This window comes from Capilliphycus salinus ALCB114379, assembly GCF_047276495.1.
GTDB classification, from domain to species: Bacteria; Cyanobacteriota; Cyanobacteriia; order Cyanobacteriales; family Microcoleaceae; genus Capilliphycus; species Capilliphycus salinus.
The window spans coordinates 5,427,633-5,451,475 of sequence record NZ_CP178543.1 but is presented as its reverse complement, the minus strand read 5'-3'; the positions used below and the strand labels follow the sequence as shown (position 1 = coordinate 5,451,475).

Sequence of the window (23,843 nt, the reverse complement as noted above, 5' to 3'; positions counted from 1 at the left end):
CAGGGGATAGGCAAGAGGCAATAGGCAAGAGTTTTTTCCTGAACTCGGTGACTCGGTGACTCGGTGACTCGGTGAGGCAGTGCGGACTTGGTGGTTTCCATCAAGGAGCAACGGACGTTCCCGGAGGGTGACTCGGTGACTCCTGTTCACTGTTCACTGTCTGTGGCTGCGGCGATGGACTTTTGCAGGTAGGAGACCACATCTTCGACTGCGACTTCCTCGGAGTTGTGGGTCGCCCGTTCGACAATCTCCACTTTGCCGGATTTTAGCGATCGCCCGGTGACAATCCGATAAGGAATTCCGATCAAATCCGCGTCTTTGAACTTCACTCCCGCCCGTTCGTTGCGATCGTCGAGTAACGTTTCAATTCCAGCTTTATTTAGCTGAGTATACAAGTTTTCTGCCGTTTCCACCTGCTGAGTGTCGTTAATGTTAGGAATCGTAACAATTGCATGATAAGGGGCGATCGCCACCGGCCAAACTATCCCATCTTTATCATAAGATTGTTCAACCGCAGACTGTGCCAACCGCGACACGCCCACCCCATAACATCCCATCACCAACGGCATTTCTTCCCCTTTTTCATTGGTATAAGTCGCCCCCATTTTTTGAGAATATTTTGTTCCCAACTGAAAAATATGACCGACTTCAATTCCTCTGGCCGTTTCTAACACTTGTTTCGGGTCGTGAACCGCGCGATCGCCCGATGCAGCCGTTCTCACATCCACCACAATTTTAGGCAATTCAAACTCTTTTTTCCAGTTCGCCCCGACCACGTGATAACCCGACTCATTCGCCCCCGTCACAAAATTCTCCAAGTCCACAGCCGTTTGATCAACCATCCGCAAAAACTTAGAAGAAACTTCTTTACTTCCCGCGATATAATCATCCGATAAATCCGGCGCAATATAACCCAAAGGCAACGGTTTCGCCGCCCATTTTTGCTGCGCTTCCTCATCGGGAACCGTTAACGAAAGCACCGTATTTGCTTTATATTCCCCCGCCAATTTTGTTAACTCATTTTGCAATTTAACATCATTAACATCCTGATCGCCCCGAATATTCACCAACACCAACACCGTCATTCCATTATCAAAAATTGCCTGATAAAGAACATTTTTGACAATTTGCGTCGGCGAACATTTGAGGAAATTACAAACCGTTTCTATCGTTGCTGTATTCGGCGTTTCTCGTTTTTCGTAGGCTTTAAAAGTCGAAGGTTCGGCGTCGGCAGGCAAAGAAACCGCCTTTTCAACATTCGCCGCATATTTGCCATCTTCGGTGTAGAGAACTTCATCTTCTCCCGCTTCAGCCAACACCATAAACTCCTGAGAACCCGAACCGCCAATAGCGCCAGAATCCGCTTCTACGGCGCGAAAAGCCAGCCCAGAACGCCGTAAAATATTACGGTATGCCCGATCCATATCCTTGTAAGTTTCTTTCAAACTCTCTTCATCGGTATGGAACGAATAGCCATCTTTCATAATAAATTCTCGTCCCCGCATCAACCCGAAACGGGGTCTAATTTCATCCCGGAATTTGGTTTGAATTTGGTATAAATGTAGGGGAAGTTGTTGATAGGAACGGATCATTTCTTTGGCAATGGTGGTGATCACTTCTTCGTGAGTCGGTCCCAAAGCCAGATCTCGGTTGCGGCGATCGCGCAAAGCAAACATAATCCCTTCGGCTTTGGTATAAGTATCCCACCGACCCGACTCTTGCCACAACTCCGCCGGTTGAACTTGGGGAAGCAAACATTCTTCGGCGCCGGTGGCGTTCATTTCTTCGCGGACTATTTGCGAAACTTTTTGCAACACCCGCCACATCAACGGAAGATAGGCGTATATTCCGCTTCCGATGCGACGGATATAACCCGCACGAACCAAGAGTTTATGACTGGGTATTTCTGCTTCTGCCGGATCTTCGCGTAACGTAACAAATAACATTTTCGAGAGTCGCATCGTTTCTAATTTCCTGTAGAGAGCAATTTACTATTATCTCAGATTATGGTAAGTTAATCGCCTATCGAGTTTAAAATGTATTATATTATTATATAAAAGAAGTTAAAATTTGAGTATTCTGAGGTCAAAAAATGTCATTTCGGAAACGCGAAGTAACTTTTACCATTACAGAGATTCCCGAATTCATCACTGAAGAACGATTTCTCGCCGCCCAAGAAAAAGCAAAAGAAGCCTTTGTTATGGATTTATTACGCCATGCTGAAATTAGTGCGGGACGTGCCGCAGAAATGTTAAAAATTGATCGCGGACAATTATCTAATATAATGCGTGAATATAAAATTAGTCCTTTTGACGAAACCATGACAGTTGAGGATTTGCAAGAGGAAGTATCTGAAGTGATTAATTTGCTTTACTCTACGATTTAAACTGAGGCGGAAATACTTTTGATAACTCTAAAGATAATTCGGGAAAACAAGGTAAAATAACCGTTTCATCCGGTAAAACGATTAATTTTCTTCGATAACCGAAGGTTCGATCTAATTTTTGGTAAGGTTCGCTGTAACATTCCAGTTGATAATCAATTAAGTTAAAAATCCAATACTCTTTGATATGATTTTCAGCATAAGCCATTAATTTGATTTCTTGATCGTACTCTAAAGACGAGTCTGATATCTCAATTAAAAGTAAAATATCCTCGGGCGTCGGATGAGAACTTAAATAATCATCTTCCCGGTTAACAACAATAACTCGATCCGGTTCCGGTTCGCTATTGGAAGATAAAATAATCGGTTGTTGTCCTCTGAGAGTTGCTTTGTCTCCAATTAATTTGTATAATTCCCGTTCTAAACGAGTCTCACAAACGGAGTGAGGTGTTCCTTTCGCCCCCATATCAAAAAATTCTCCGCCAATAAGTTCGACCCGATCATCTTCGGTAAAAAAACCCAATTCAGTTAAGCGGTGATATTCTTCTATTGTAAAACGTTTGGGAGTTGCGATCGCCATAACTTTCAACAGACTCGGTAATGAGTTTAATTATAACAAAAAACGGATAAGGATTGTATAAATTTTTCTCCTCACCCGTTCAAGTTTAACTGAAAATCAAACTTACCAGATAAATGGAATTAGTCGCCGAGTTTTGAGTTTATATTCTTGATATTCGGGATATTTTTCACTCATGCTGAGGTCTTTTTGATTCATTCTTTGCAGATAAAGCGCCGTTACCAACCCCGGTACAATATAAGCCCAGAGTGAACCCGCAACCATAGCAAAACTGAAATATCTCATCAAATCTCCGAAGTAGTTAATATTGCGAGAAATTCTCCAAATATTATCTTGAACCAAACCCGCACCGAATTCTTTTGCGGTTAATTTTTGTACGTCCGCACTGGCATTAATTAAACTGCCAAAAAAGAACAGAGGTAAAGCAATTCCAACGGTTAAATATGAAATCGGTTCGGGATTAACAAAGGCTAAATAACCGGGAAGGGCGTAAATAAACCCAATAAATAACAGCGAGAAAGTAAACCCGCCAACTCCCACAGGTTCACTAAACAATACCTCTCGCCGCTTGGGATAAAACCATTGTTCAACCAACCACCAAACACAGTAACCAATGTGCAAACACAGATAAATCACCTGACGCATATCCCGAATACCTAACAGGATAGCACATCCAATTAAAAAGAAAATTGTTACGGTTTTGGCGACATTAATCGCCGTCATTTGAGTAATTTTAAATTGTTGATTTGCGGTATTTTCCATGATTTTAGTTAATCAACGTCAACTGATAATTTAAACCCAATTTCAAAACTATGCGCCGAACACTACCATGTTACCTTATCCCGCAAATTTTCGGTCATTTTCGGACCTATTCCCGACACCCGTTGCAAGTCTTCTAAAGAGGTAAACGGTTGTTGTTGGCGGGTTTGAATGATGCGTTGGGCTAATTTAGGACCGACTCCGGGTAAGGTTTCTAATTCTTCTAAAGTAGCAGTATTTAAGTTAACTTTGTATCCCAAACTCCAACGGGGAGGTTTTGAAACGGTTTCAATGTTTCCCTGACAAGCTTCTATATCCCGTTGAAATTTAGCTAAAATTCCCGCAGGAAGTCCTAACGTTGCGGTGTCGTAAAGTCGGTTAAATTCCCGGTTAAAATGGGCGGCGACGGTGGGATTTTTAATCACAATTAAGGTTTCGTCGTTGTTCGTATTGGCGGCTTCCGTCCAGTTTTGAGAACCTGTAATAACAACTTCATTATCAACAATTCCAAACTTATGATGTAACTTATCACCGGGGGATAAATTGGGAACACCAACGGTAGAAATCGGCTGTTTCCAGGGACGGTTTTCGTCTTCATATTTGCAGTTACTTACCGCAGCAACTCCCATCATATCCAACATTTCGCTATAATTTCGATAAGCAAAACCCGGATCGATCATTCCCCGCAATGTTATCGGACGTTGAAGGGTTGTTTCCATCACATCAACTAACCTTTGATCGGAAAAAACAAACAACGCAAAATCGATTGATTGTTTACTTTCAGTTAACGTTTTGGCAATCAAACCATTAACGCTATTTTCCCAGGTTTGACTGCGGGGAGTCGGTGCAAATTGAACGAAAACGGGTGTATTTCCAACGGTAACATTTTCCACCCTTCGATAAGGTTTTTTCGTCCCAAATTGACTATCCGGTTCGCCTCCGGGACCGTCTCCCCACATCAAATTAAATTCTTGAGTGAATAAACGGGCGAGTTGTGAACTTTCTATTTTTAATAAGTTATTGGCATTTCCCCGACTTTCCGGTTCATCCAAGTCGCCGTGAGTTCCGCTGAGGGTAAAATTAGCCGAAGTCACAATTACCGTTTTCCCGTCAACAATCACAAATTTATGGTGCATTAACCCGCTACCTTTTGAACCATCTGCGGTATCATCAATTAGAGAAACTTTGGCGTTATTCAGGATAACTAAAGCATCCCGTTGATTGATTTCATCGGTTGAGAGATTTCCATCCTGATTAATATCAATTAATTGCACCGCTTCCAAATAGCGATCGCGTTCAGTTTCGGAGAGTTGATTCACTTCATTTTCGCTTAAAAAACTCCAAGGACGACTGTAACTATTTTCGAGAATAATTCTAACTTTAACCCCGGCTTGATGTCGGTTAACCAGAACTTCGGCAATTTTCGGTAAACGCAATTCTTGAACCGCCACATCAACGCTAGAATTTGCCGTTTTAATGGTATCTATGATAATTTGTTCGAGGTCATCTCCGAAGCGAGTTTGTTGGCGGTAGGGTTCGGTATAAACAGAAGCTTGAGACTGATTAAAGTAAGCTTGAATTAACCCATCTTGGGGTAAAGTTTCTAGAGGCGGTTTGAGAGTAGACTGAGAGGGTTTTTTCTCCAGCAAAAAACGTCCGCCCAACAGCAAAGCGAATAAAACCGCCAAACCGAGAATTAATCGATTTTTTTTGAATAAATGCACGGTAAAAATAGGGTAAGCGAAGATGGATAATAATTATTTTAGTCAGCCGTCAACGGTCTGAGGAGAGAATGTAAAAATTCTCTGAGGAAGATTTATTCTGTTCCATCTTGGTGAGAAAATCGGGGTGGGATGGGTGAGGTTAAGTTTGACAATCTTAATATTTGCAAAATCTCCCCAAACCCCTTTATCTCCTAAACTTTTAACATTCCGTCCAACCCGAGGAATTTTCTAGAGATATCCGCTTGGGGGATATCGCTGAAGGCAGGTAATCTATTAAATAGAGCTTAATTTCAATTTGTGCAGAATCATTTTTTGCATAACCCCCCGCAACCTTGTTTTGGACAAGGACAGTGGGACCTCATATTTTGTTCGCACGACCTGGGTCAGAACCCTCACATTAGTGTTATGCCTAGAAGAAAGAGAACATTTCCGTGTGGCCACAAAGGATATGGAAAAGTCTGCCATCGCTGCAAACAAGAAGAGATGGTAGAAAAACTTGAAGACCGACAGCTAGCAGAGAAACGAAATAGAAAGCAAGAATGGGAAGCATCCTTTGAGCAAGATATTATCGATCTCAGAGGTTTACCCGATTATGTGGTCATTAAAGCACGGGCTATTCTTGCCGGACTCAGCGATCAGAAAACTTATCGTGACTTTGGAGGGAAGCGACTGCGACATAATCGCTTTATCATAAGTATTCCAGTGACTCGCAACTATCGTATGCTCTGCCAAGATAGCGGTAATTTTGTTGTCCCGCAAAAAATCCTATCTCACGAAGACTACAACGTTTGCAAGCCAGGAGACTGAGCCAACCCAATTGTAGACGAATCAACAGGCTTCACAGTTCCCGAGAACTTCCCGAATTTTGAAGCTTGGATCGGGCTAAATTTATCAAGACGCTAAACCAGCCAACAAACCCATGCAAATCTATTTAGACTATAGCGCAACCACCCCCACCCGTACAGAAGCGATCGCGGCCATGCAAGCGGTTCTCACGCAACAATGGGGGAACCCTTCGAGTTTACACGAATGGGGTCAAAGGGCGGCGACGGTGTTAGAACGTTCTAGAAGCCAAGTCGCGCATTTGATCAACGCCCCTCCAGAATCGATTATTTTTACCTCGGGGGGGACTGAAGCCAATAATATGGCAATCATGGGCGTGGCTCGATGTTATTCTACCCCCCAACATCTGATTATTTCCAGTGTGGAACATTCGGCGATCGCTGAACCTGCAAAATTGCTGGAAAAATGGGGATGGGAAGTCACCCGTCTTCCGGTGGATGGTTTGGGGCGAGTTCATCCGTTGGACTTGCAAGCGGCAATACAACCCAATACCGTTCTAGTATCGGTGATTTACGGACAAAGTGAAATCGGCAGCTTGCAACCCGTCGAAGCGTTGGGGAAAATAGCCCGTTCTCAGGGGATATTATTTCATACCGATGCGGTACAAGTTGCCGGACGAATAGCGATCGATGTACAGAGTTTACCTGTTGATTTATTATCGCTGTCCGGTCACAAATTTTATGGACCTCAAGGAAGCGGTGCCCTTTATGTTAAACCCGGAGTTGAGTTAGAACCGTTCTTAGGCGGGGGCGGTCAAGAAATGAAGTTGCGGTCTGGAACTCAAGCGGTTCCGGTGATTGCCGGCTTGGGAGTCGCCGCAGAACTCGCTTTAGAGGAAATGGTAACAGAAACTCCCCGGTTAATTCAACTTCGCGATCGCTTATTTGATTTAATGGCCGATGTGCCGGCGTTAATTCCCACAGGCGATCGCATTCACCGACTGCCCCATCATGTCAGTTTTTGTTTAAAGCCGCAAACCGATCAAAGTTCATCACCCGTTACCGGAAAAACCCTAGTCAGACAAATGAATCTTGCCGGAATTGGTATTAGTGCGGGTTCGGCTTGTCATAGTGGTAAACTGAGTCCCAGTCCGATTTTATTGGCGATGGGTTACGACGAAAAAACCGCTTTGGGCGGAATACGTTTAACCTTGGGACGGAATACCACCGAAGCGGATATTGACTGGACGGCGATGGTGTTGAAACAAATTCTTCAGCGACTCAAACCGTTAGCTGTTGTTGTTACGGTTTAAACTGTACTAGGATGGGCAATGCTCATCCTACGATACAATACCGAAAGAAATTGAATTTATAACAAGATTCTGGGCAAACCTTGAACGAAAATGACGCAATTACCGAAAAGCATAGAAGAAGCAGTCGAACAGGCAAAACAAGCCACCCAAGCCGCTCTCGATGACGGTTACAAACTGCTGCAAGTCGAGTTAGTTTTTCCCGAAATTGAACTGCAAGCCCAAACCATTGCTCAACAATTTATTCCCGCTATTGAAGAACCCGAAACTGTTCTAAAAGTCTTTTTTCCCGATGCGGGCGCCGCCGCTTTAGCCCGTCGAGACTGGGGAGAAGTCCCGTTTAGAATTAGCGATCTCGGAAGCAGTCGATCGCCGATAGATACCCGTCTTCAAGACGATGATGGCCGTTTCTTGGTGGTTTCTGCAACTCCGGTTGAGGTGGAACAGGTGGAAAAATTATCTCAGTTGGCCTGCGATCGCGTTACGATTTTACTCAATCCCCGCTTGGAAGATGTTGCTATCATAGGAATAGGCTATGCTGCTCGCGCCTTGCGCGATCGGTTTATTAATAGGATTTCCACCTGCTATTATCTCCGCCCCCTAGAAGGAGATGCCGCACTTTATCGCTGTTATCCTTCTTTGTGGCAAGTTTGGCAAGAAATTGACGGACAATACCAGATTATCGCCGAACAAGAAACTAAGCCTGTCGGAGATGAACTCGATCAAATTTTGGCAGGAACCAGCCCGAGTGAGGGTGACTCCGGCGAGTCCTCAAAGCCACAGCCGAAAAAACAAGGCTTTCTGGCTGGACTACAAAGCTTTCTCAACGCCCTTAGTCGATAAGGTTAGATCTCGATCGATTTTTGAGCAACCCCGGTGAAAAAAATGCCAAACCGACGCCTGATTATTGGTGATGTACATGGGCATTATGATGGTATGATGACGCTCCTGGAAAAACTTGATCCCGGACAGGAGGATCGGGTTTATTTTCTCGGAGATTTAGTTGATCGCGGCCCGAAAAGCGCCCAGGTTGTCGAGTTTGTCAAAAATAGTCCCTATCGCTGTTTGATGGGAAACCACGAACAACTGATGTTAAATGCTTTACCGGAAGTTGGAAAAAATACTCAAGCTTGGCAGGCTTGGCTTTACAGCGGCGGACATTCAACTATTGCCAGTTATCAAGAAGCGGGTATGATGCCCCGCGACCATCTCCTGTGGATGCGATCACTTCCCGTTTTTTTAGACTTGGGAGATGTCTGGTTAGTTCATGCCGGCGTTAATCCCTATTTGCCCCTTTCTCAACAAACAGAAGCCCAATTTTGCTGGATCAGACGAGAATTTCATAAGATTCCTAAACCCTATTTTAACAATAAATTGATTATTATTGGTCATACGATTACTTTTACTTTTGATGGGATAGAACCGGGGTCTTTGGTTCAAGGACAGGGATGGTTGGGCATTGATACCGGCGTTTATCATGCTAAAAGTGGTTGGTTGACCGGACTCGATATCACCAATAAGCAGGTTTATCAGGTGAATGTTTTATATAATAATAAAGTCAGAATTTTGCCTTTAGAAGAAGCGGTGACTCTGCTTAAACGTCCCTCTTTTCTTGCCCGTTTGCGCTATGTTAGACCTTAGAATTATTCAATAAAATATAACACAACCCCTATTATTTCAATTTGAGTTGATTTCAGACTTTGACTTGAAATTTTTACAAGCTTGATGGTATGATAAATCAAGCTTTAAAGGGGTTTTTTCTCTCGGATTTTGCTCGAATTCGCCCTTATTATTATCAAGATTTTTTGTTGCTGATTCGAGACTGAATTTAAAACAAAATTTATTAGAGTCATCAAACAATATTGATATTGTTGATATTTTTTAACTAAATTTTCATCAAAATATTATAAAAAACAACAATACAAACAATCATAATTATCAACATAAGCCCAGATTTATATAAATAAATACCACAAAAAAATGCCTGAAAACACCCTTTTAAACCAACAAAATTCGCCTCTAACCGTTGTCATCAATGAAATCGCTTGGATGGGAACACCGAATAGCTTTAATGATGAATGGATAGAACTTTATAACCCCGGTGAAACAAGCATTAATTTAAGCGGTTGGACTTTACAGGGAAATGGTGGTGTTCCTATTAACAAAACAATTCCGAATGGAGTTATTATCGAACCCAAAAGTTATTTATTACTCGAACGAACAGACCAGACTACTATTAATAATATCACGGCCGACTTGATTTATACCGGGGGGTTAAATAATGAGGGAGAAACGCTAACGTTAAAATCTCCAGATGGGACTATTATTGATATTGTTAATGGGGATGGTGGGGGTTGGGTAGCGGGATACAACAAAAATTCAGTTCGTTTTACAATGGAACGGATCGATCCCACTCTACCCGGAGATGATACCAACTGGCGTACAAATGACGGACTAACAATTAACGGGATTGATGCTAATGATAACCTTATATATGGTACACCAAAATCGGCTAATTCTCTCGGGGCAATTCCTAATTTATCGGTGAACGATGTTGATATTGTAGAAACCGATAGCGGAAGTTTAGATGCGACATTTACTATCAGTCTTTCTCACCCGACGAGTAAAACCGTAACGGTTAACTATACCACCGCAGACGATACCGCAAGCGAGGGAAACGACTATATTATTAAAACCGGAAGTCTGACGTTTGAACCCGGAGAAACGACTAAAACGGTTAACGTTAGTATTTCGGGAGATAGTTTATTTGAAACCAACGAAAGCTTTAATTTAGTTCTCAGCAACCCCTCCCACGCGGGGATAGAAAAAGCAACCGGAGAGGGTACTATTATAGATAACGATACGGCGCCGACGGTTAATTTTACAACCGCCAACTCTAGCGGTGAAGAAGGGGAAGATATAACAGTAATAACAGAACTTTCTGCTGTAGCGGGGGTTGATGTTGCGGTTCCGTTTTCAGTCGGGGGAACAGCGACAAAAGATAGCGACTATAATATTAATCCTAGTTTGATTATAATTCCTGCGGGGAATTCTCAAGGGGTTATTTCGCTGAACTTGAGTCAAGATAACCTCGATGAAGTTGAGGAAACTATTCTGTTAACCTTAGACACTCCAACTAACGCGACGGTTGGGGAGACTTCAACTTCTACGGTGACGCTTGTCGATATTGATCCTCCTCCCGAGGTTAGTCTGAGTTTGAATAATAACTTATTTTCGGAAACCGCAGACACAACAACTCTTACCGCAAGTTTGGATACGGTATCGAGTCAAGATGTAACGGTTTATTTGAACTTCGCAGGAACCGCAACTTTAGGAACAGACTACACTATTAATAATACCTCTATATTGATTCCAGCAGGAGAGACTGAAAGCAGTATTATTTTAACCGGTGTTACCGATGCGATCGCGGAAGGAAACGAAACGGTAGAAGTGGGTATTGATAGCATTATTAACGCGACGGATACTTCGACTCAAACTGTAACCGCGACTCTGGTTGATAATAATACTCCTCAAGTTATTGTGACTGCGACTAACCTTAATATAAAGGAAGGAGAAAACAAGACTTACACCCTCCAACTCGCAACCCAACCGACTCAACCGGTGACTATTGCGGTTGATACGGGAAACCAAGTTGAAGCGGTTTCTCCTTTTATTTTTAATGAGACAAACTGGAATATTCCCCAAACGGTTACTGTTACCGCAACAGATGATAATGTTATTGAAGGAAACCACAACCAAACCCTAACTCATACGGTGACTAGCGATGATGGAAATTACAATAATATTGGGGTGGGGAATGTTGAGGTTGATATTGCGGATAATGAAATTAGTTACAGTTTATCGGTTGAGAGTAACACAATAATAGAAGGGAATGGTAACAGCAAAACGGTTACTTATACGATTACTCGAACTGGGGATATTAGTCAACCCACCCAGATCGACTACAATATCGGAGGAACCGCTACTCCTGATATAGATTATCACAATATTCGCCTTGGGGAAACGGTTGTAAATACTAGCGGAAACATTATCTTTGAGGTCGGAGAAACGACTAAAACCCTAACGGTAGATATTTTGGGAGATGATACTTTTGAACCCGAAGAAACTCTCGAAGTTCGTCTCGCTTCGGAGGAAACAACGACTTTTGATAACTCTCCTCTAAGTCTGGCGATCGCCAATGATGATCCGCTTCCTATCATTAATTTTGAAACCGCGAGTTATACCGTTGATGAACCGGAGGAAATGGCGACTATTGATGTCAGTCTCACCAACCCGTCTAGTTCAGTTATTACGGTTATTTATTCGACTTCCAACGGAACAGCGATAGCGGGAACTGACTACACCGAAACAACGGGAACTTTAACGTTTAAACCCGGAGAAACCCAACAAAGTTTTACAATTTTTGTTCAAAACGATGAGAAGATAGAAGCGGATGAAACGGTAAACCTCAAACTGGATAATTCCACAAATGCGACTTTGGGAACCGTTAGCGAAGCCGAACTTATTCTCGCGGATCGTCAAAAAGCAACGGTGAGTTTAGAACGGGTTGACTATACTGTTAATGAAAGCGAGGGTCTCGTTGAAATTATCGTTAATCTCGATAGTTCGGTTAGTTTTCCGGTCAGTATAGACTATACCACGTTTGGAGGAACCGCAACCGCAGAAATAGACTATATTCCGACTCGCGGGGTGCTTATTTTTAATCCCGGAGAAACCCAAAAAGCCATCGGGGTTCCTATTATAGATGATCGTGAGATAGAAGCAGATGAAACGGTTAATTTTGCACTCACCAACCCGAACCCCAACTCAAAACTAACGTTGGGTTTACCGGAGATAGCAACTATTAATATTCTGGGGGATGAGATGATAGTCGTTAAGAATGATACGGCGATCGCAGAAGAGGATGAGTCTGTCGATATTGCTATTTTAGAAAATGATAGTATTCAAACCGCAACGATAACGTTAGTCGAACTTCCCAAGTTTGGAAATGCGAGGGTTAAGACAACGACTGGAGAAATTGTTTATACACCCAACTCCAACTTTTCGGGAACCGATAACCTCTCTTATACTGTTACCGATAATTTCAATAATATTTCGTCTCCCGCTACGGTAACGATAACGGTTAACGGGGTTAACGATCCTCCCGAACTTTTAGACGCGATCGCGGATCAGACTCTCGAAGAAAATCATAATTTTAGTCTGAATATCGCCAATAGTTTCCAAGATGTCGATCCGGATGATGTTCTGAGTTTTGATGCGACTTTGGAGGAGGGTTCTACACTTCCGGTTTGGCTTAATTTTAATAAGTCTACGGGTTTGTTTACTGGGGTTCCTCGTCGGGAAGATGTCGGAGAACTACAAATAAAAGTTACTGCTATCGATAAAAATAATAGTCTCGTTTCTGATACTTTTACTCTCGCAGTTCTTTCTCAACCGACTCCGACTCCAACTCCAACTCCAACTTCGGGTTTTGAACCGACTATTGAACCAACTCCGACTCCAACTTCGAGTTTTGAACCAACTATTGAACCGACTATTGAAATAACTCCAACTCCGACTCCAACTTCGGGTTTTCAACCAACTATTGAAACAACTCCGACTCCGACTCCAACTTCGGGTATTGAACCGACTATTGAAATAACTCCGACTCCGAGTTTTGAACCGACTATTGAACCAACTATTGAACCAACTCCAACTTCGGGTTTTGAACCGACTATTGAAATAACTCCAACTCCGACTCCAACTTCGGGTATTGAACCAACTATTGAAATAACTCCAACTCCAACTCCGACTCCAACTTCGGGTATTGAACCAACTATTGAACCGACTATTGAAGAAACTCCAACTCCCACTCCAACTTCGGGTTTTGAACCAACTATTGAACCAACTCCAACTCCGACTCCAACTCCAACTCCAACTTCGGGTTTTGAAGAAACTATTGAAGAAACTCCGACTCCAACTCCAACTTCGGGTATTGAACCAACTATTGAACCGACTATTGAACCAACTCCAACTCCGAGTGTTGAAGAAACTATTGAACCAACTCCCAACTCCCAACTCCCAACTCCCAACTCCCAACTCCCAACTCCCACTCCAGTTTTAGAAGTTCCCCGTTTATCGGATGTGTTCGATCTAACTGCTTACATTCCAGCAATTAGAGCGCCAAAACGATCCTTAGATGTACAATTAGATGTACAATCAGATAATATTGCGATCGCAGTTCCGACAAACGGTTCGGATCGGATTATCGCAACATCCGCAGATAACCAAATTTTTGGCTTATTCGGGGAAGATACCCTGTTTGCGGGTAAAGGTAACGATATTGCGATCGCCAATAAAAATAACGACTTCCTCAGTGGAGACGAAGGAGATGATACCCTTCACGGTGGAGAGGGAAACGATACTCTCGAAATGGGTTTCGGAAACGATCAAGGGTTTGGAGACAGGGGAGACGATGATCTTTGGGGTAAAAATGGAGAAGATCGTTTATATGGAGGTTCGGGAAACGATCGCCTTTTTGCTGACTCCGGTAATGACTGGGTAAACGGAAACAGCGGATCAGACTATGTGTCGGGAGATGAGGGTCAGGATACCCTCTACGGGGGAAAACATCAAGATACCCTCCAAGGGGGAACCGATGATGACTATATTCAGGGAAACCTCGGAGAAGACTGGATCGAGGGAAACGAGGGTCAGGATACCCTCTGGGGAAATGAGGGTCGGGATACGATCTCGGGTAACGAAAATGATGATATCCTGTTTGGCGGTGGAGGAAATGACTGGCTTGATGGAAATGCGGGAGATGATCAAATTTTTGGCGATCTCGGGGATGATACCCTCGATGGAGGTTCGGGAAACGATCGCCTTGATGGAGGTTCCGGGGATGACTGGCTGCTAGGAGAGGAAGGCTTTGATACCTTGTCCGGTGGAGAAGGACGCGATCGCTTTTTTATTGTTCCCGGTCGCGGTTTGGATCTGGTGATTGACTTTGAGATAGGAACCGATGCGATCGTTCTCGATGGGGGGTTACTCCGGGAACAGTTGGGGGTCTATAGGCGCGCACATTCTCTCATTATAACTATAGCACAAACCGGCGAAGAATTGATCGAGTTATCAAAAATTAATAATGAAACGTTGACATTGGATGATATTGTATTGGGATAAATGGGGGTTTGGGGTTAGCTGAGAAGAAATTTTTCCACAAACCAATGAATAATATTGCCGGTATAGGACTGACAAATTTGATTCACTGCGGTTTCCGAGTAGAAACAGTTGTAAAAACTGATAATATTTCCATAGACGGCGTTGGGATAAAAGAGAGTATTTTCATCCAAAGAAAGCGATCGCAAGTCAAAGATTTTGGGTTGAGTCTTAGCCGCATAATCTATCATAATACTGAAGCCATAGCCACAGTCCTGTAAGGTGTGTAGACTTTTCATCGTCCCCTCTAAAAAGGGAGAAGACCAACCTTTTGTTCCGCTAAAGCGACGGCTACCTCCCCCATATTCAAACATCACCACTTTGGGAAGTAGATGTTCGGGTAAGTCCAAAAATTGTTTAATAATCACCGATTCCCAGCCTTCTATATCGAGTTTAAAGCAAGTAATTTTTTGAGCATTTACCGATGAAAAAAGCGCCAACAAATCAAGGGTTTTCACTTCTTGAATAGAAGCCGAAGAACCAAACCAATTGGGAGAAAGAGAACTAAAATTAGAATTAATAAGATTGGCAAATTTTCCCCGGTAAAGGGTTTGAGTTCCGTTGCGATCGGATAAACAACTCTCGATCAGGGTAATGGGATACCGTTTGCAGAGTTTATAAAGCTTGGGGACGGGTAAAGGTTCTACCGCAACTGTAGTGAACTTTAATTGAGCAAATAATTCGCAATAAAACGCAAAAGTTCCAACACCAATATCAAAACAAATTCCTTCCCGTTGCGAATCGATTTCCGGTAAAATCATCTTCAGCAACGCCAGACAGCAAGGTTCAACACGCATTAAGTTTGACCGAGAAATTATTAAATTTCTCAATTGAATTGAGCAGTTTTCGGGAATAAATAAACCCGGGATTGATAAATTTTAGATTCATCAATTTTATAAACGAGCAAAGACTTGACATTTTGAGCGACACAATCTCCGGAAAAATTTGAGAAGATTGAGACGGAAGAGGTTCAATCTCTCCCGTCTATTGTTTGTTGAATGCGATTGTCAAACCCAAGAATTTAGTTAGTGTCCGATGCCGATATATTGGAATCCAGCTTCTTCTAAATGTTTGCGATCGAGATAATTCCGACCATCAATTAATACAGCCGAGTGCATTAACTTCGCCATTTTCGAGTAGTTTAAATTCTTAAACTGATCCCAATCGGTAATCAAAACTAACGCATCGCAACCATCAGCCAACAATTCCGGATCGGTTTCAACAATCACACCCGACAAACCATGACGCATTCCGGTTTGAGAAATAATCGGGTCGTAAGCTTTAACTTTTGCCCCCAAACGATTGAGTTGTTCGATAATATTTAAAGCCGGAGCATCTCTCAAATCATCAGTATCAGGCTTAAACGTTAACCCCAACAATCCAATCGTTTTCCCCTTGAGAATTTTCAGCATTTGCTGTAGCTTTTCAACCGCCATTAACCGTTGACGATTGTTAACTTCCACCGCCGCCTTTAACAACTGCGCTTCATAATTGTAGTCATCAGCGGTGTGAATCAAAGCCGAAACATCTTTCGGGAAACAAGAACCGCCCCAACCAATACCGGCTTGTAAAAACTTTTGACCGATGCGAGAATCCAAACCAATCCCGTTGGCAACCTGCTTCACATCCGCCCCGACGCGATCGCAGATATTGGCGATTTCATTAATAAAACTAATCTTGGTCGCCAAGAAAGAATTCGCCGCATATTTGACCATCTCCGCCGAACTGAGATCGGTCATCACCACCGGAACCGGAGGTAAACTGGGATCATCGGCATACTTACGCTCAATAATCGGGGTATAAAGTTGCTGCATCATATCGAGCGCTTTTTGGTTGTTGCTTCCCAAAACAATCCGATCCGGGTTAAAAGTATCGTAAATGGCAGAACCCTCTCTTAAAAATTCCGGGTTGCTAACCACATCAAATGCAACTTCTACATCTGCGGTTGTTCCCTCTTGCTTTTGTCGTTCGGAAACCCCATCAAGAACAATCATCCGCACCCAGTCACCCGAACCAATGGGTACCGTTGATTTATTGACAACAACCTTGTAACCTGTTCTTAAATGAGAACCAATTCCGCGAGCCACTGCTTCGACATAACGAGTATCACTTTCACCCGTCGGTAAAGCAGGAGTACCAACCGCAATAAACAGAATATCCCCGTGATTGACCCCCTCGCCCAAATCGGAAGTAAAGGACAACCGCCCTTCATCCATATTTTTCTTCATTAATTCTGACAAACCCGGCTCATAAATGGGCGACTGTCCGGATCTCATCAATTTGACTTTTTCTTCGTTATTATCTACGCAGAGTACATCATGGCCGGTATGAGCGAGGCACACTCCCGTTACTAGGCCAACATATCCCGTACCAATCACACAAACTCGCATAATAATGATATCCTCATTCTATAAACGAAACTTTCAAGCAACATAATGCTAGGTGAGATGGGTTGCTAGCCCCAAATCATCTGGTTGGGATTCATGTGGTCTCGCTACCTGGTGAATCCTGTTTCTATTCTATTGTTGTTTTGACTGTTCCTCTAAAATTCGTTGGCTGAAGTCGGCGATCGTGAGCTTTAAACCTTCTTCGAGGGGAACAGTCGGTTCCCAATTGAGGTAGGTTTTCGCCTTGGTGATGTCCGGTTGTCGCTGTTTGGGGTCGTCTTGAGGAAGGGGTTTATATTGAATTTCGGCATCGGGGTTAACCATTTGCTGAATCTTTTCTGCTAATTCGAGAATGGTATACTCGCCGGGATTCCCCAAATTGACCGGGCCAATAAAATCCCCGTTCATCAGACGCATTAACCCTTCTACCAAGTCGGACACATAGCAAAAGCTGCGAGTTTGGGAACCGTCTCCGTAGACGGTTAACGGAATGCCTTGCAACGCTTGTACCACGAAATTACTCACGACTCGGCCATCATGTTCTAACATTCGCGGACCGTAAGTGTTAAAAATTCGGGCGACTCGAATATCAACCCCATTTTGACGGTGATAGTCAAAAGCCAGTGTTTCCGCGACCCGCTTTCCTTCATCGTAACAACTGCGAATCCCAATCGGATTAACGTTTCCCCGATAGTCTTCGGTTTGGGGATGAACGTTGGGATCGCCATACACTTCGGAGGTTGAAGCCAACAAAAATCGGGCTTTCACCCGTTTGGCTAACCCCAGCATATTTAAAGTCCCCATCACATTGGTTTTAATGGTTTTGACGGGGTTGTACTGATAATGAACCGGGGAAGCCGGACAAGCCAAATGATAAATTTGATCCGCTTCTACGCGAATCGGTTCTGTGATATCATGTCGGATTAATTCAAAGTAGGGGTTGCCAAACCATTTAATTAGGTTTCGCTTTGTCCCGGTGAAGAAATTATCTACACATACGACCTCATGTCCTTGCTCCATTAGGCGATCGATGAGGTGTGAACCGATGAAACCTGCTCCGCCTGTTACTAAAATTCTCATTGTTGCACGTACCACGCAAACGTAGAGGGTAATTCCATAGTACAAAAATCTGGCTTGAGTTCCAAATTAACAAATTTCAACCTGTCTGCTTGACCCTCTTGACTTGATGTCACCCTTGATGCCCTAAGTTGATGAAAACCGCACTGAGTCAAATGTTCAACGGGTCAACTGTTAAAGATGCCATTCATCTACCATCGCATCACAAAATCATTTCATTGTCAATGGCAACGGGCAACAGTAAGCGTAGGGGCGGGCCTTGGGAAGAATTTATAGAACCCACCAATAACTTTTATAAACCCGCCCCGACAACAGTTGGTTTTACGATTCTTGATTTAATCGCAGAACCGCCATAAACGCTTCTTGAGGAACATCTACGGACCCCAGGGACTTCATCCGTTTTTTCCCTTTCGCCTGTTTCGCCAACAATTTCTTCTTCCGACTGATATCTCCGCCGTAGCACTTGGCCAACACATCTTTTCGCAGCGCCGGAATATGTTCGCTCGCAATCACCTTAGAACCGATCGCCGCCTGTAATGGTACCTTAAACTGATGGCGGGGAATCAATTCTTTGAGCTTCTCCACCATTGCCCGACCGACGTTATAAGCCTTATCTCGGTGAACGATCATCGAAAGCGAATCAACCGGATCGCCGTTGATCAATAGATCCAACTTCACCAACGGATTGGATCGGTAGCCAACCAAATGATATTCCATACTGGCATAACCCCGAGAACGAGATTTCATCTGATCGAAGAAATCCGTCACCACTTCGGCGAGGGGAACTTCATAAACCAAAGTTGTTCGTCCCAGGGTCAGATATTTCATATCTTTAAAATCGCCCCGACGAGTTTGACCCAAATCCATCAGCGTCCCCACATATTCTTCGGGGGTGATCATTTCAATTCTGACGTAGGGTTCTTCTATTTTTTCTCGCAGATGGGGTTCGGGTAAATTGCTGGGGTTATCAATCATTAAGACTTCCCCTTTTAACGTCGTGACTTGATAAACTACAGAAGGGGAAGTCACAATTAAATCTAAATCATATTCCCGTTCCAAACGTTCCTGCACAATTTCCATATGCAGCAACCCCAAAAAGCCGCAGCGAAACCCAAATCCCATCGCGCTAGAGGTTTCCGGTTCGTAGGAGAGGGCCGAATCGTTCAGCTTCAGTTTATCAAGGGCATCCCGCAAGTCGGGAAATTGATCGGAATCGGTGGGGAATAAGCCACAAAATACCATCGGTTTGGCTTCTTTATAGCCCGGTAACGCTTCTTCTGCGGCATCTTTGGCTAAAGTAATGGTATCCCCAACTCGGGCATCTTCAACGGCTTTAATCGCTGCGGCTAAGTAGCCCACTTCGCCGGCGTGAAGTTCATCAACGGGCTTTTGAGTTGGAGATAATACGCCGATTTCATCGATTTCGTATTCTTTTTTAGAAGCCATTAAACGGATGCGATCGCCTGTTTTTAGCGTCCCATCCATGACTCTAAAATAAACAATAACTCCGCGATAACTATCGTAATAACTATCAAAAATTAACGCCCGCAGTTTGTCGGAAACGGTATCTTGAGGCGGCGGAACTAGCTGTACAATTGATTCTAAAATCTCGGTAATTCCGATTCCTTCTTTAGCCGAAGCGAGGATGGCGTCGGAACAGTCTAAACCGATAATTTCTTCAATTTCTCCCTTGACGCGATCGGGTTCGGCGCCGGGCAGATCGATTTTATTTAATACGGGGATAATTTCTAAGTTATTTTCTAAAGCCAGATAGACATTGGCGAGGGTTTGAGCTTCTACCCCTTGAGACGCATCGACCACCAATAACGCGCCTTCACAAGCCGCCAGACTGCGGGAAACTTCGTAGGAAAAATCCACATGACCGGGAGTGTCAATCAGATTGAGGACGTACTGATTGCCATCAGAGGCTGTATAATTCATCCGAGCCGCTTGCAACTTGATGGTAATGCCGCGTTCTCGTTCCAAGTCCATCGAATCAAGAAATTGCTCCTTCATCTCCCGTGAGGCTACAGTACCTGTCTCTAATAACAGGCGATCGGCTAGAGTTGACTTTCCGTGATCGATGTGGGCGATAATCGAGAAGTTGCGAATTCGAGAAACAGGAACGTTTGTCATAGGGATTTTTCCACGCTGGATAGCTTGCGATCGGGCCGGACAATATCAGGGGGCTGAACTTAACTTAACGTATTTTAACAAAACTACGCTCGGCAATCGTCCATCTTGATAACTTTTTTTTGTTAATTGCTTTGACTACTCAATTTTAAGCTAATTTCAATTCCCGCGAAAAGACCCCAAGTTTCCTCTGAGCCAGCAACCCCCGTCGGGTTATACCCCCGTCACGAACCGAGCGTTCCCGAGCTTTGTCACCCACTAAGGCTGCTTTTCTAACTCCGCTTTCATGCGTTCGAGGGTGGTGTTCATCTGGGTAAACATTTGATCGGGAGTAATGCCAAATTGACCGAGTTGAGTTTTCAACTGTTCCATTGTCATTTGAGCCATAAAGTCTTCGGACAGTTCAAAGCGCTTCATAAACACCCGGTAACGATCCATGATCGATTCCATTTGTTGGATGAAGATTTTTTTGCCTTCGCGATCAAACTTTCCGTAATCACCACCAAGTTTAATTAAAGATTGATAATCTTCAAATAACTGCTTGGCTTCTTGCTGCACGATCTCTGAATCAAAAAATCCCATAGCTACTCTTGATTAAACTCAACTGCGCGTCATTTAGACTCAGGAAATTCCCAAGTTTTTGTATGATTCTACTTGTATTATTCTAAATTTTAACAGTCAAGATCGAGAGTCTTCCCACCCTTAGTAGTCGCAATTCCCGTACTTAGGACGCAACCCCAGACTCAGGGTAGCTTGAGATGAGTTCGAGAGGGGGCGAATTTTTACCGATTCTGCTAAACTCGTCCCCAGCGATCGAACGGCCAAAAGCGAAAAGCAGCATGACCAATGATATTTTGTTGGGGTAGAAACCCCCAAATATGAGAATCGTTGCTGTCGTTGCGGTTGTCCCCCATAACAAAATAATGATCCCCAGGCACCTTCTCGGGTCCCCAATCATAAGCCGGCGGTTCGGCGATATAATCTTCTTCGAGGGGTTGGTTATCGACATAAACCCTCCCATTTCGCACCGCCACCGTTTGACCGGGTTGGGCAATAATCCGTTTAATAAAGGCTTGCTCAACTGAATAACCCAGAATTTGTAACGGTTTCGGCGGGGTAAAGACCACGATATCTCCCGCTTGGGGGGGATGCAGGTGGTAGGATACCTTTTCGACGACCAAGCGATCGCCAATTTCCAGGGTCGGTATCATGGAATCTGAGGGAATGTAGCGGGGTTCGGCCACAAACATTCGGATGATCACAGATAAGACCAGAGCGATCGCCAAAATCAAGAGATTTTCGCGATTTTCACTCCAGATTTTCTTCGGTCCGGTTTGTGGGGTCTCGGTCTGACTGTCCTTGCGCTGTGAGGGCATTTCCATCTACTAATATCCCATATCCAATTCTATTTGCATTGGGCTGATCTGGTTTGAATTTAACGAATTTTCTCCAAAGTTTTCAAATTTCGAGTTAAATTTTCCGGGGTCAGACTTATTTATTTTCTGGGGTTGACTGTCGATGATGAAAGCGAATTCCCAAAAAGATATCGTAAACAAAACCCCGAAAATCTTTTCCTTGGAGCAACCCCAAACTTTGAGGGGAACCCTTAGCATCGAGTAAGGGCTTCATTTTCTCATAGGCGGGTTTGTATTGATACCAAGGAATAGACGGCCATAAATGATGAATCAAATGATAATTCTGACCTAGAATTAAAAGATTCAGGATCGCACTGGGGTAAACTCTGGCATTTTTCCAGCGATTGCGCTCGACAAACGGACGATGGGGTAAATAATCAAAAAATAATCCCAACGCCAAACCGACGACCAAAGCCGGTGAGAACCAGTAGTTGAGAATGTAAGCTGTAAAGCCATAATGAATGGAACAGCCCACAACTGTAAAGACCACCAACCGACTCAAAAACCATTCTAAAAGCTCATATTTTCGCCAAAGTCGCCGTTTAAAGAAAAATACCTCATGGTAAAAAAACCGAGCGGCAATTAACCACAAAGGCCCACCGGTGGAAACAAAATGATCGGGGTCATTGTCTGGATCATTAACATGAGCATGGTGCTGTATATGAACCCGTGTAAACACTGGAAAGGCAAAACCTAGCATGAGCGCACTTCCATGTCCCAGGATGGCATTAACGATCCGATTGCGATGCGCCGAATTATGAGAAGCATCGTGAATCACGGTTCCTGCCAAGTGCAGAGCCAGCACGTTAATGAAGAAACAAAACCAACCAACCCAGTTCCAACACCAATATCCGATAACGGAAGTTATTACTAAAGCTACTGCACCTAAAAACATCAGTAGCGTTACATTCAAGCCCCCCTCAGGGATGAGATACTCCTTGGGAGCCGTCAGTGCCTTTCCGGCCTCCGACATTACTTTTCGCACTCCTTATTCTGTCACACCACTGTATTTTATGAGAACAAGTCACAAACTGTAAAGATTCGTGACAAATCTGAGTCTCATCTTAATCAGTTGAAAACCAACTTTAAATTTACCCGAAGAAGGAGAAAAATTCCATGTCCTCTCGTTTAAAGTCTCATTCTCACTTCAGTTCTACTGTACACCGAATCCTCAGTTTATCGGTGAGCGTTGTTATTTTACTGGGTTTCGGCACGGCAGAAGCCAGACCCAACTGGACGGGAAGGGGCCGAAGTCCCGGATGGTTCCCCCAACAAAACGACGATCGCCGAGATATTAGAGTTCCGGCACCGGAAACCAACGAAACCGAAACCGAAACCGACCAAACCCAACGTTCACCGGTTCCCGACTCCCCAGACAACTCCCCCATTCCCGTCGAAGAAATAGAAACCGAAACCGCAACCGTTCCTCGGTTTAGATGTGAAATCGTGGGGGGAGAGTATACTGTGATGTATTATCCCGTCAGCCAAGACAATCAAGGCTTTGCTTGGGCCGTTCCGGGGGAAATGGGAGGCGGCTGGACACCCGAGCGTCGCTGCAACGAAATTAGTCGCCGTTTAGAATCTTATCGGCCCGACGGACTGTATGAATTGCTCACGGGTGTAGAAAACGGCTACAACACGATCTGTGCGACCACCGAAGATATACCAAGCTGTAGAATTGTCTTAACCGTACCGACCGGAGAAAATCCGCAATGGGTACGCGATCGCATTTTCCAAAACCTGGTGATAGCAGATAGCGGCACCGTCACCCAAGGCGTCTACACCCTCACGGACGAAAACAGCACGGGCGATGTTATCCGGGGTATATTCCGAGGCGGTACGGGTCGCAACTCTACTCAAGGATATCGCTCCCGAGGAATTAATCTCAAACCCTTCCTCGCCCCAGAAGACCGAGGAACCGGAGCGAAATTACAGTGACCAGTAGACAGTGAACAGTGACCAGTCACCAGTCACCAGCGAACAGTGAACAGTAGACAGTGAACAGTAGACAGTGAACAGGGAATAGGGGACAGGGAACACTTGACCAGTACCAAGAAAACTGATAACTGGTAACT

18 protein-coding genes are annotated in these 23,843 nt (G+C 44.0%); 7 read left to right on the top strand and 11 right to left on the bottom strand.

The annotated features are described in order from the left end of the window. Positions 1–146 precede the first annotated feature (146 nt). The gene (gene proS / locus ACL6C3_RS22050; RefSeq protein WP_413161189.1) at positions 147–1,961 is read right to left on the bottom strand and encodes a proline--tRNA ligase; all 1,815 of its coding nucleotides are present in this window, start codon (positions 1,959–1,961) and stop codon (positions 147–149) included. Between the two features lie 131 nt (positions 1,962–2,092). Here proS and ACL6C3_RS22045 point away from each other — a divergent pair, with 131 nt between their 5' ends. Next, the gene (locus tag ACL6C3_RS22045) at positions 2,093–2,386 is read left to right on the top strand and encodes a UPF0175 family protein (RefSeq protein WP_413161188.1); all 294 of its coding nucleotides are present in this window, start codon (positions 2,093–2,095) and stop codon (positions 2,384–2,386) included. On the opposite strand, the gene ACL6C3_RS22040 is transcribed toward ACL6C3_RS22045, so the two are convergent. The 3 genes from ACL6C3_RS22040 to ACL6C3_RS22030 form a co-directional block, all read right to left on the bottom strand. After that, the gene (locus ACL6C3_RS22040) at positions 2,376–2,963 is read right to left on the bottom strand and encodes a Uma2 family endonuclease (protein ID WP_413161187.1); all 588 of its coding nucleotides are present in this window, start codon (positions 2,961–2,963) and stop codon (positions 2,376–2,378) included. The two genes, ACL6C3_RS22045 and ACL6C3_RS22040, sit on opposite strands and share 11 nt — an antisense overlap. 102 nt (positions 2,964–3,065) lie before the next feature. Then, a complete protein-coding gene (locus tag ACL6C3_RS22035) occupies positions 3,066–3,722 on the bottom strand; it encodes a DUF1295 domain-containing protein (RefSeq protein ID WP_413161186.1) in 657 nt (218 codons plus the stop codon). A 62-nt stretch (positions 3,723–3,784) separates the two neighbouring features. Beyond that, the gene (locus ACL6C3_RS22030; protein WP_413161185.1) at positions 3,785–5,443 is read right to left on the bottom strand and encodes a DUF655 domain-containing protein; all 1,659 of its coding nucleotides are present in this window, start codon (positions 5,441–5,443) and stop codon (positions 3,785–3,787) included. 405 nt (positions 5,444–5,848) lie between these two features. On the opposite strand from ACL6C3_RS22030, the gene ACL6C3_RS22025 reads away from it, so the two are divergent. The 5 genes from ACL6C3_RS22025 (at position 5,849) to ACL6C3_RS22005 (ending at position 14,720) form a co-directional block, all read left to right on the top strand. Further along, on the top strand, positions 5,849–6,250 hold the full coding sequence (locus tag ACL6C3_RS22025; protein ID WP_413161184.1) for a hypothetical protein: 402 nt from the start codon (positions 5,849–5,851) through the stop codon (positions 6,248–6,250). A gap of 112 nt (positions 6,251–6,362) precedes the next feature. After that, positions 6,363–7,538 carry a cysteine desulfurase family protein gene (locus ACL6C3_RS22020; protein ID WP_413161183.1) on the top strand — a complete coding sequence of 392 codons (1,176 nt, stop codon included), beginning with the start codon at positions 6,363–6,365 and terminating at the stop codon, positions 7,536–7,538. A 90-nt stretch (positions 7,539–7,628) separates the two neighbouring features. Continuing rightward, positions 7,629–8,378, top strand: a complete 750-nt coding sequence (locus tag ACL6C3_RS22015; protein ID WP_413161182.1) for a DUF1995 family protein — start codon at positions 7,629–7,631, stop codon at positions 8,376–8,378. 42 nt (positions 8,379–8,420) lie between these two features. Beyond that, on the top strand, positions 8,421–9,176 hold the full coding sequence (locus ACL6C3_RS22010; RefSeq protein ID WP_413161181.1) for a metallophosphoesterase family protein: 756 nt from the start codon (positions 8,421–8,423) through the stop codon (positions 9,174–9,176). A gap of 339 nt (positions 9,177–9,515) precedes the next feature. After that, positions 9,516–14,720, top strand: coding sequence for a Calx-beta domain-containing protein (locus ACL6C3_RS22005; protein ID WP_413161180.1), 5,205 nt, complete (start codon positions 9,516–9,518; stop codon positions 14,718–14,720). A gap of 14 nt (positions 14,721–14,734) precedes the next feature. On the opposite strand, the gene ACL6C3_RS22000 is transcribed toward ACL6C3_RS22005, so the two are convergent. From ACL6C3_RS22000 to crtR, 7 genes are all read right to left on the bottom strand, one after another. Continuing rightward, the gene (locus tag ACL6C3_RS22000; RefSeq protein ID WP_413161179.1) at positions 14,735–15,553 is read right to left on the bottom strand and encodes an FkbM family methyltransferase; all 819 of its coding nucleotides are present in this window, start codon (positions 15,551–15,553) and stop codon (positions 14,735–14,737) included. Positions 15,554–15,781: 228 nt separating this feature from the next. After that, positions 15,782–17,146 (bottom strand): UDP-glucose dehydrogenase family protein, encoded by a 1,365-nt coding sequence (locus ACL6C3_RS21995; protein ID WP_413161178.1) that lies wholly within the window; start codon positions 17,144–17,146, stop codon positions 15,782–15,784. Positions 17,147–17,275: 129 nt separating this feature from the next. Continuing rightward, complete coding sequence (locus tag ACL6C3_RS21990) at positions 17,276–18,223, bottom strand: UDP-glucuronic acid decarboxylase family protein (RefSeq protein WP_413161177.1); 948 nt, start codon at positions 18,221–18,223, stop codon at positions 17,276–17,278. 318 nt (positions 18,224–18,541) lie between these two features. Further along, positions 18,542–20,356, bottom strand: coding sequence for a translation elongation factor 4 (lepA, locus tag ACL6C3_RS21985; RefSeq protein WP_413161176.1), 1,815 nt, complete (start codon positions 20,354–20,356; stop codon positions 18,542–18,544). Positions 20,357–20,611: 255 nt separating this feature from the next. Continuing rightward, positions 20,612–20,935 (bottom strand): DUF1825 family protein, encoded by a 324-nt coding sequence (locus ACL6C3_RS21980; RefSeq protein ID WP_413161175.1) that lies wholly within the window; start codon positions 20,933–20,935, stop codon positions 20,612–20,614. A gap of 212 nt (positions 20,936–21,147) precedes the next feature. After that, the gene (lepB, locus tag ACL6C3_RS21975; RefSeq protein WP_413161174.1) at positions 21,148–21,735 is read right to left on the bottom strand and encodes a signal peptidase I; all 588 of its coding nucleotides are present in this window, start codon (positions 21,733–21,735) and stop codon (positions 21,148–21,150) included. A 109-nt stretch (positions 21,736–21,844) separates the two neighbouring features. After that, positions 21,845–22,741, bottom strand: a complete 897-nt coding sequence (gene crtR / locus ACL6C3_RS21970; RefSeq protein ID WP_413161173.1) for a beta-carotene hydroxylase — start codon at positions 22,739–22,741, stop codon at positions 21,845–21,847. Between the two features lie 143 nt (positions 22,742–22,884). Here crtR and ACL6C3_RS21965 point away from each other — a divergent pair, with 143 nt between their 5' ends. Further along, positions 22,885–23,706, top strand: a complete 822-nt coding sequence (locus ACL6C3_RS21965) for a COP23 domain-containing protein (protein ID WP_413161172.1) — start codon at positions 22,885–22,887, stop codon at positions 23,704–23,706. Positions 23,707–23,843: the final 137 nt, after the last annotated feature.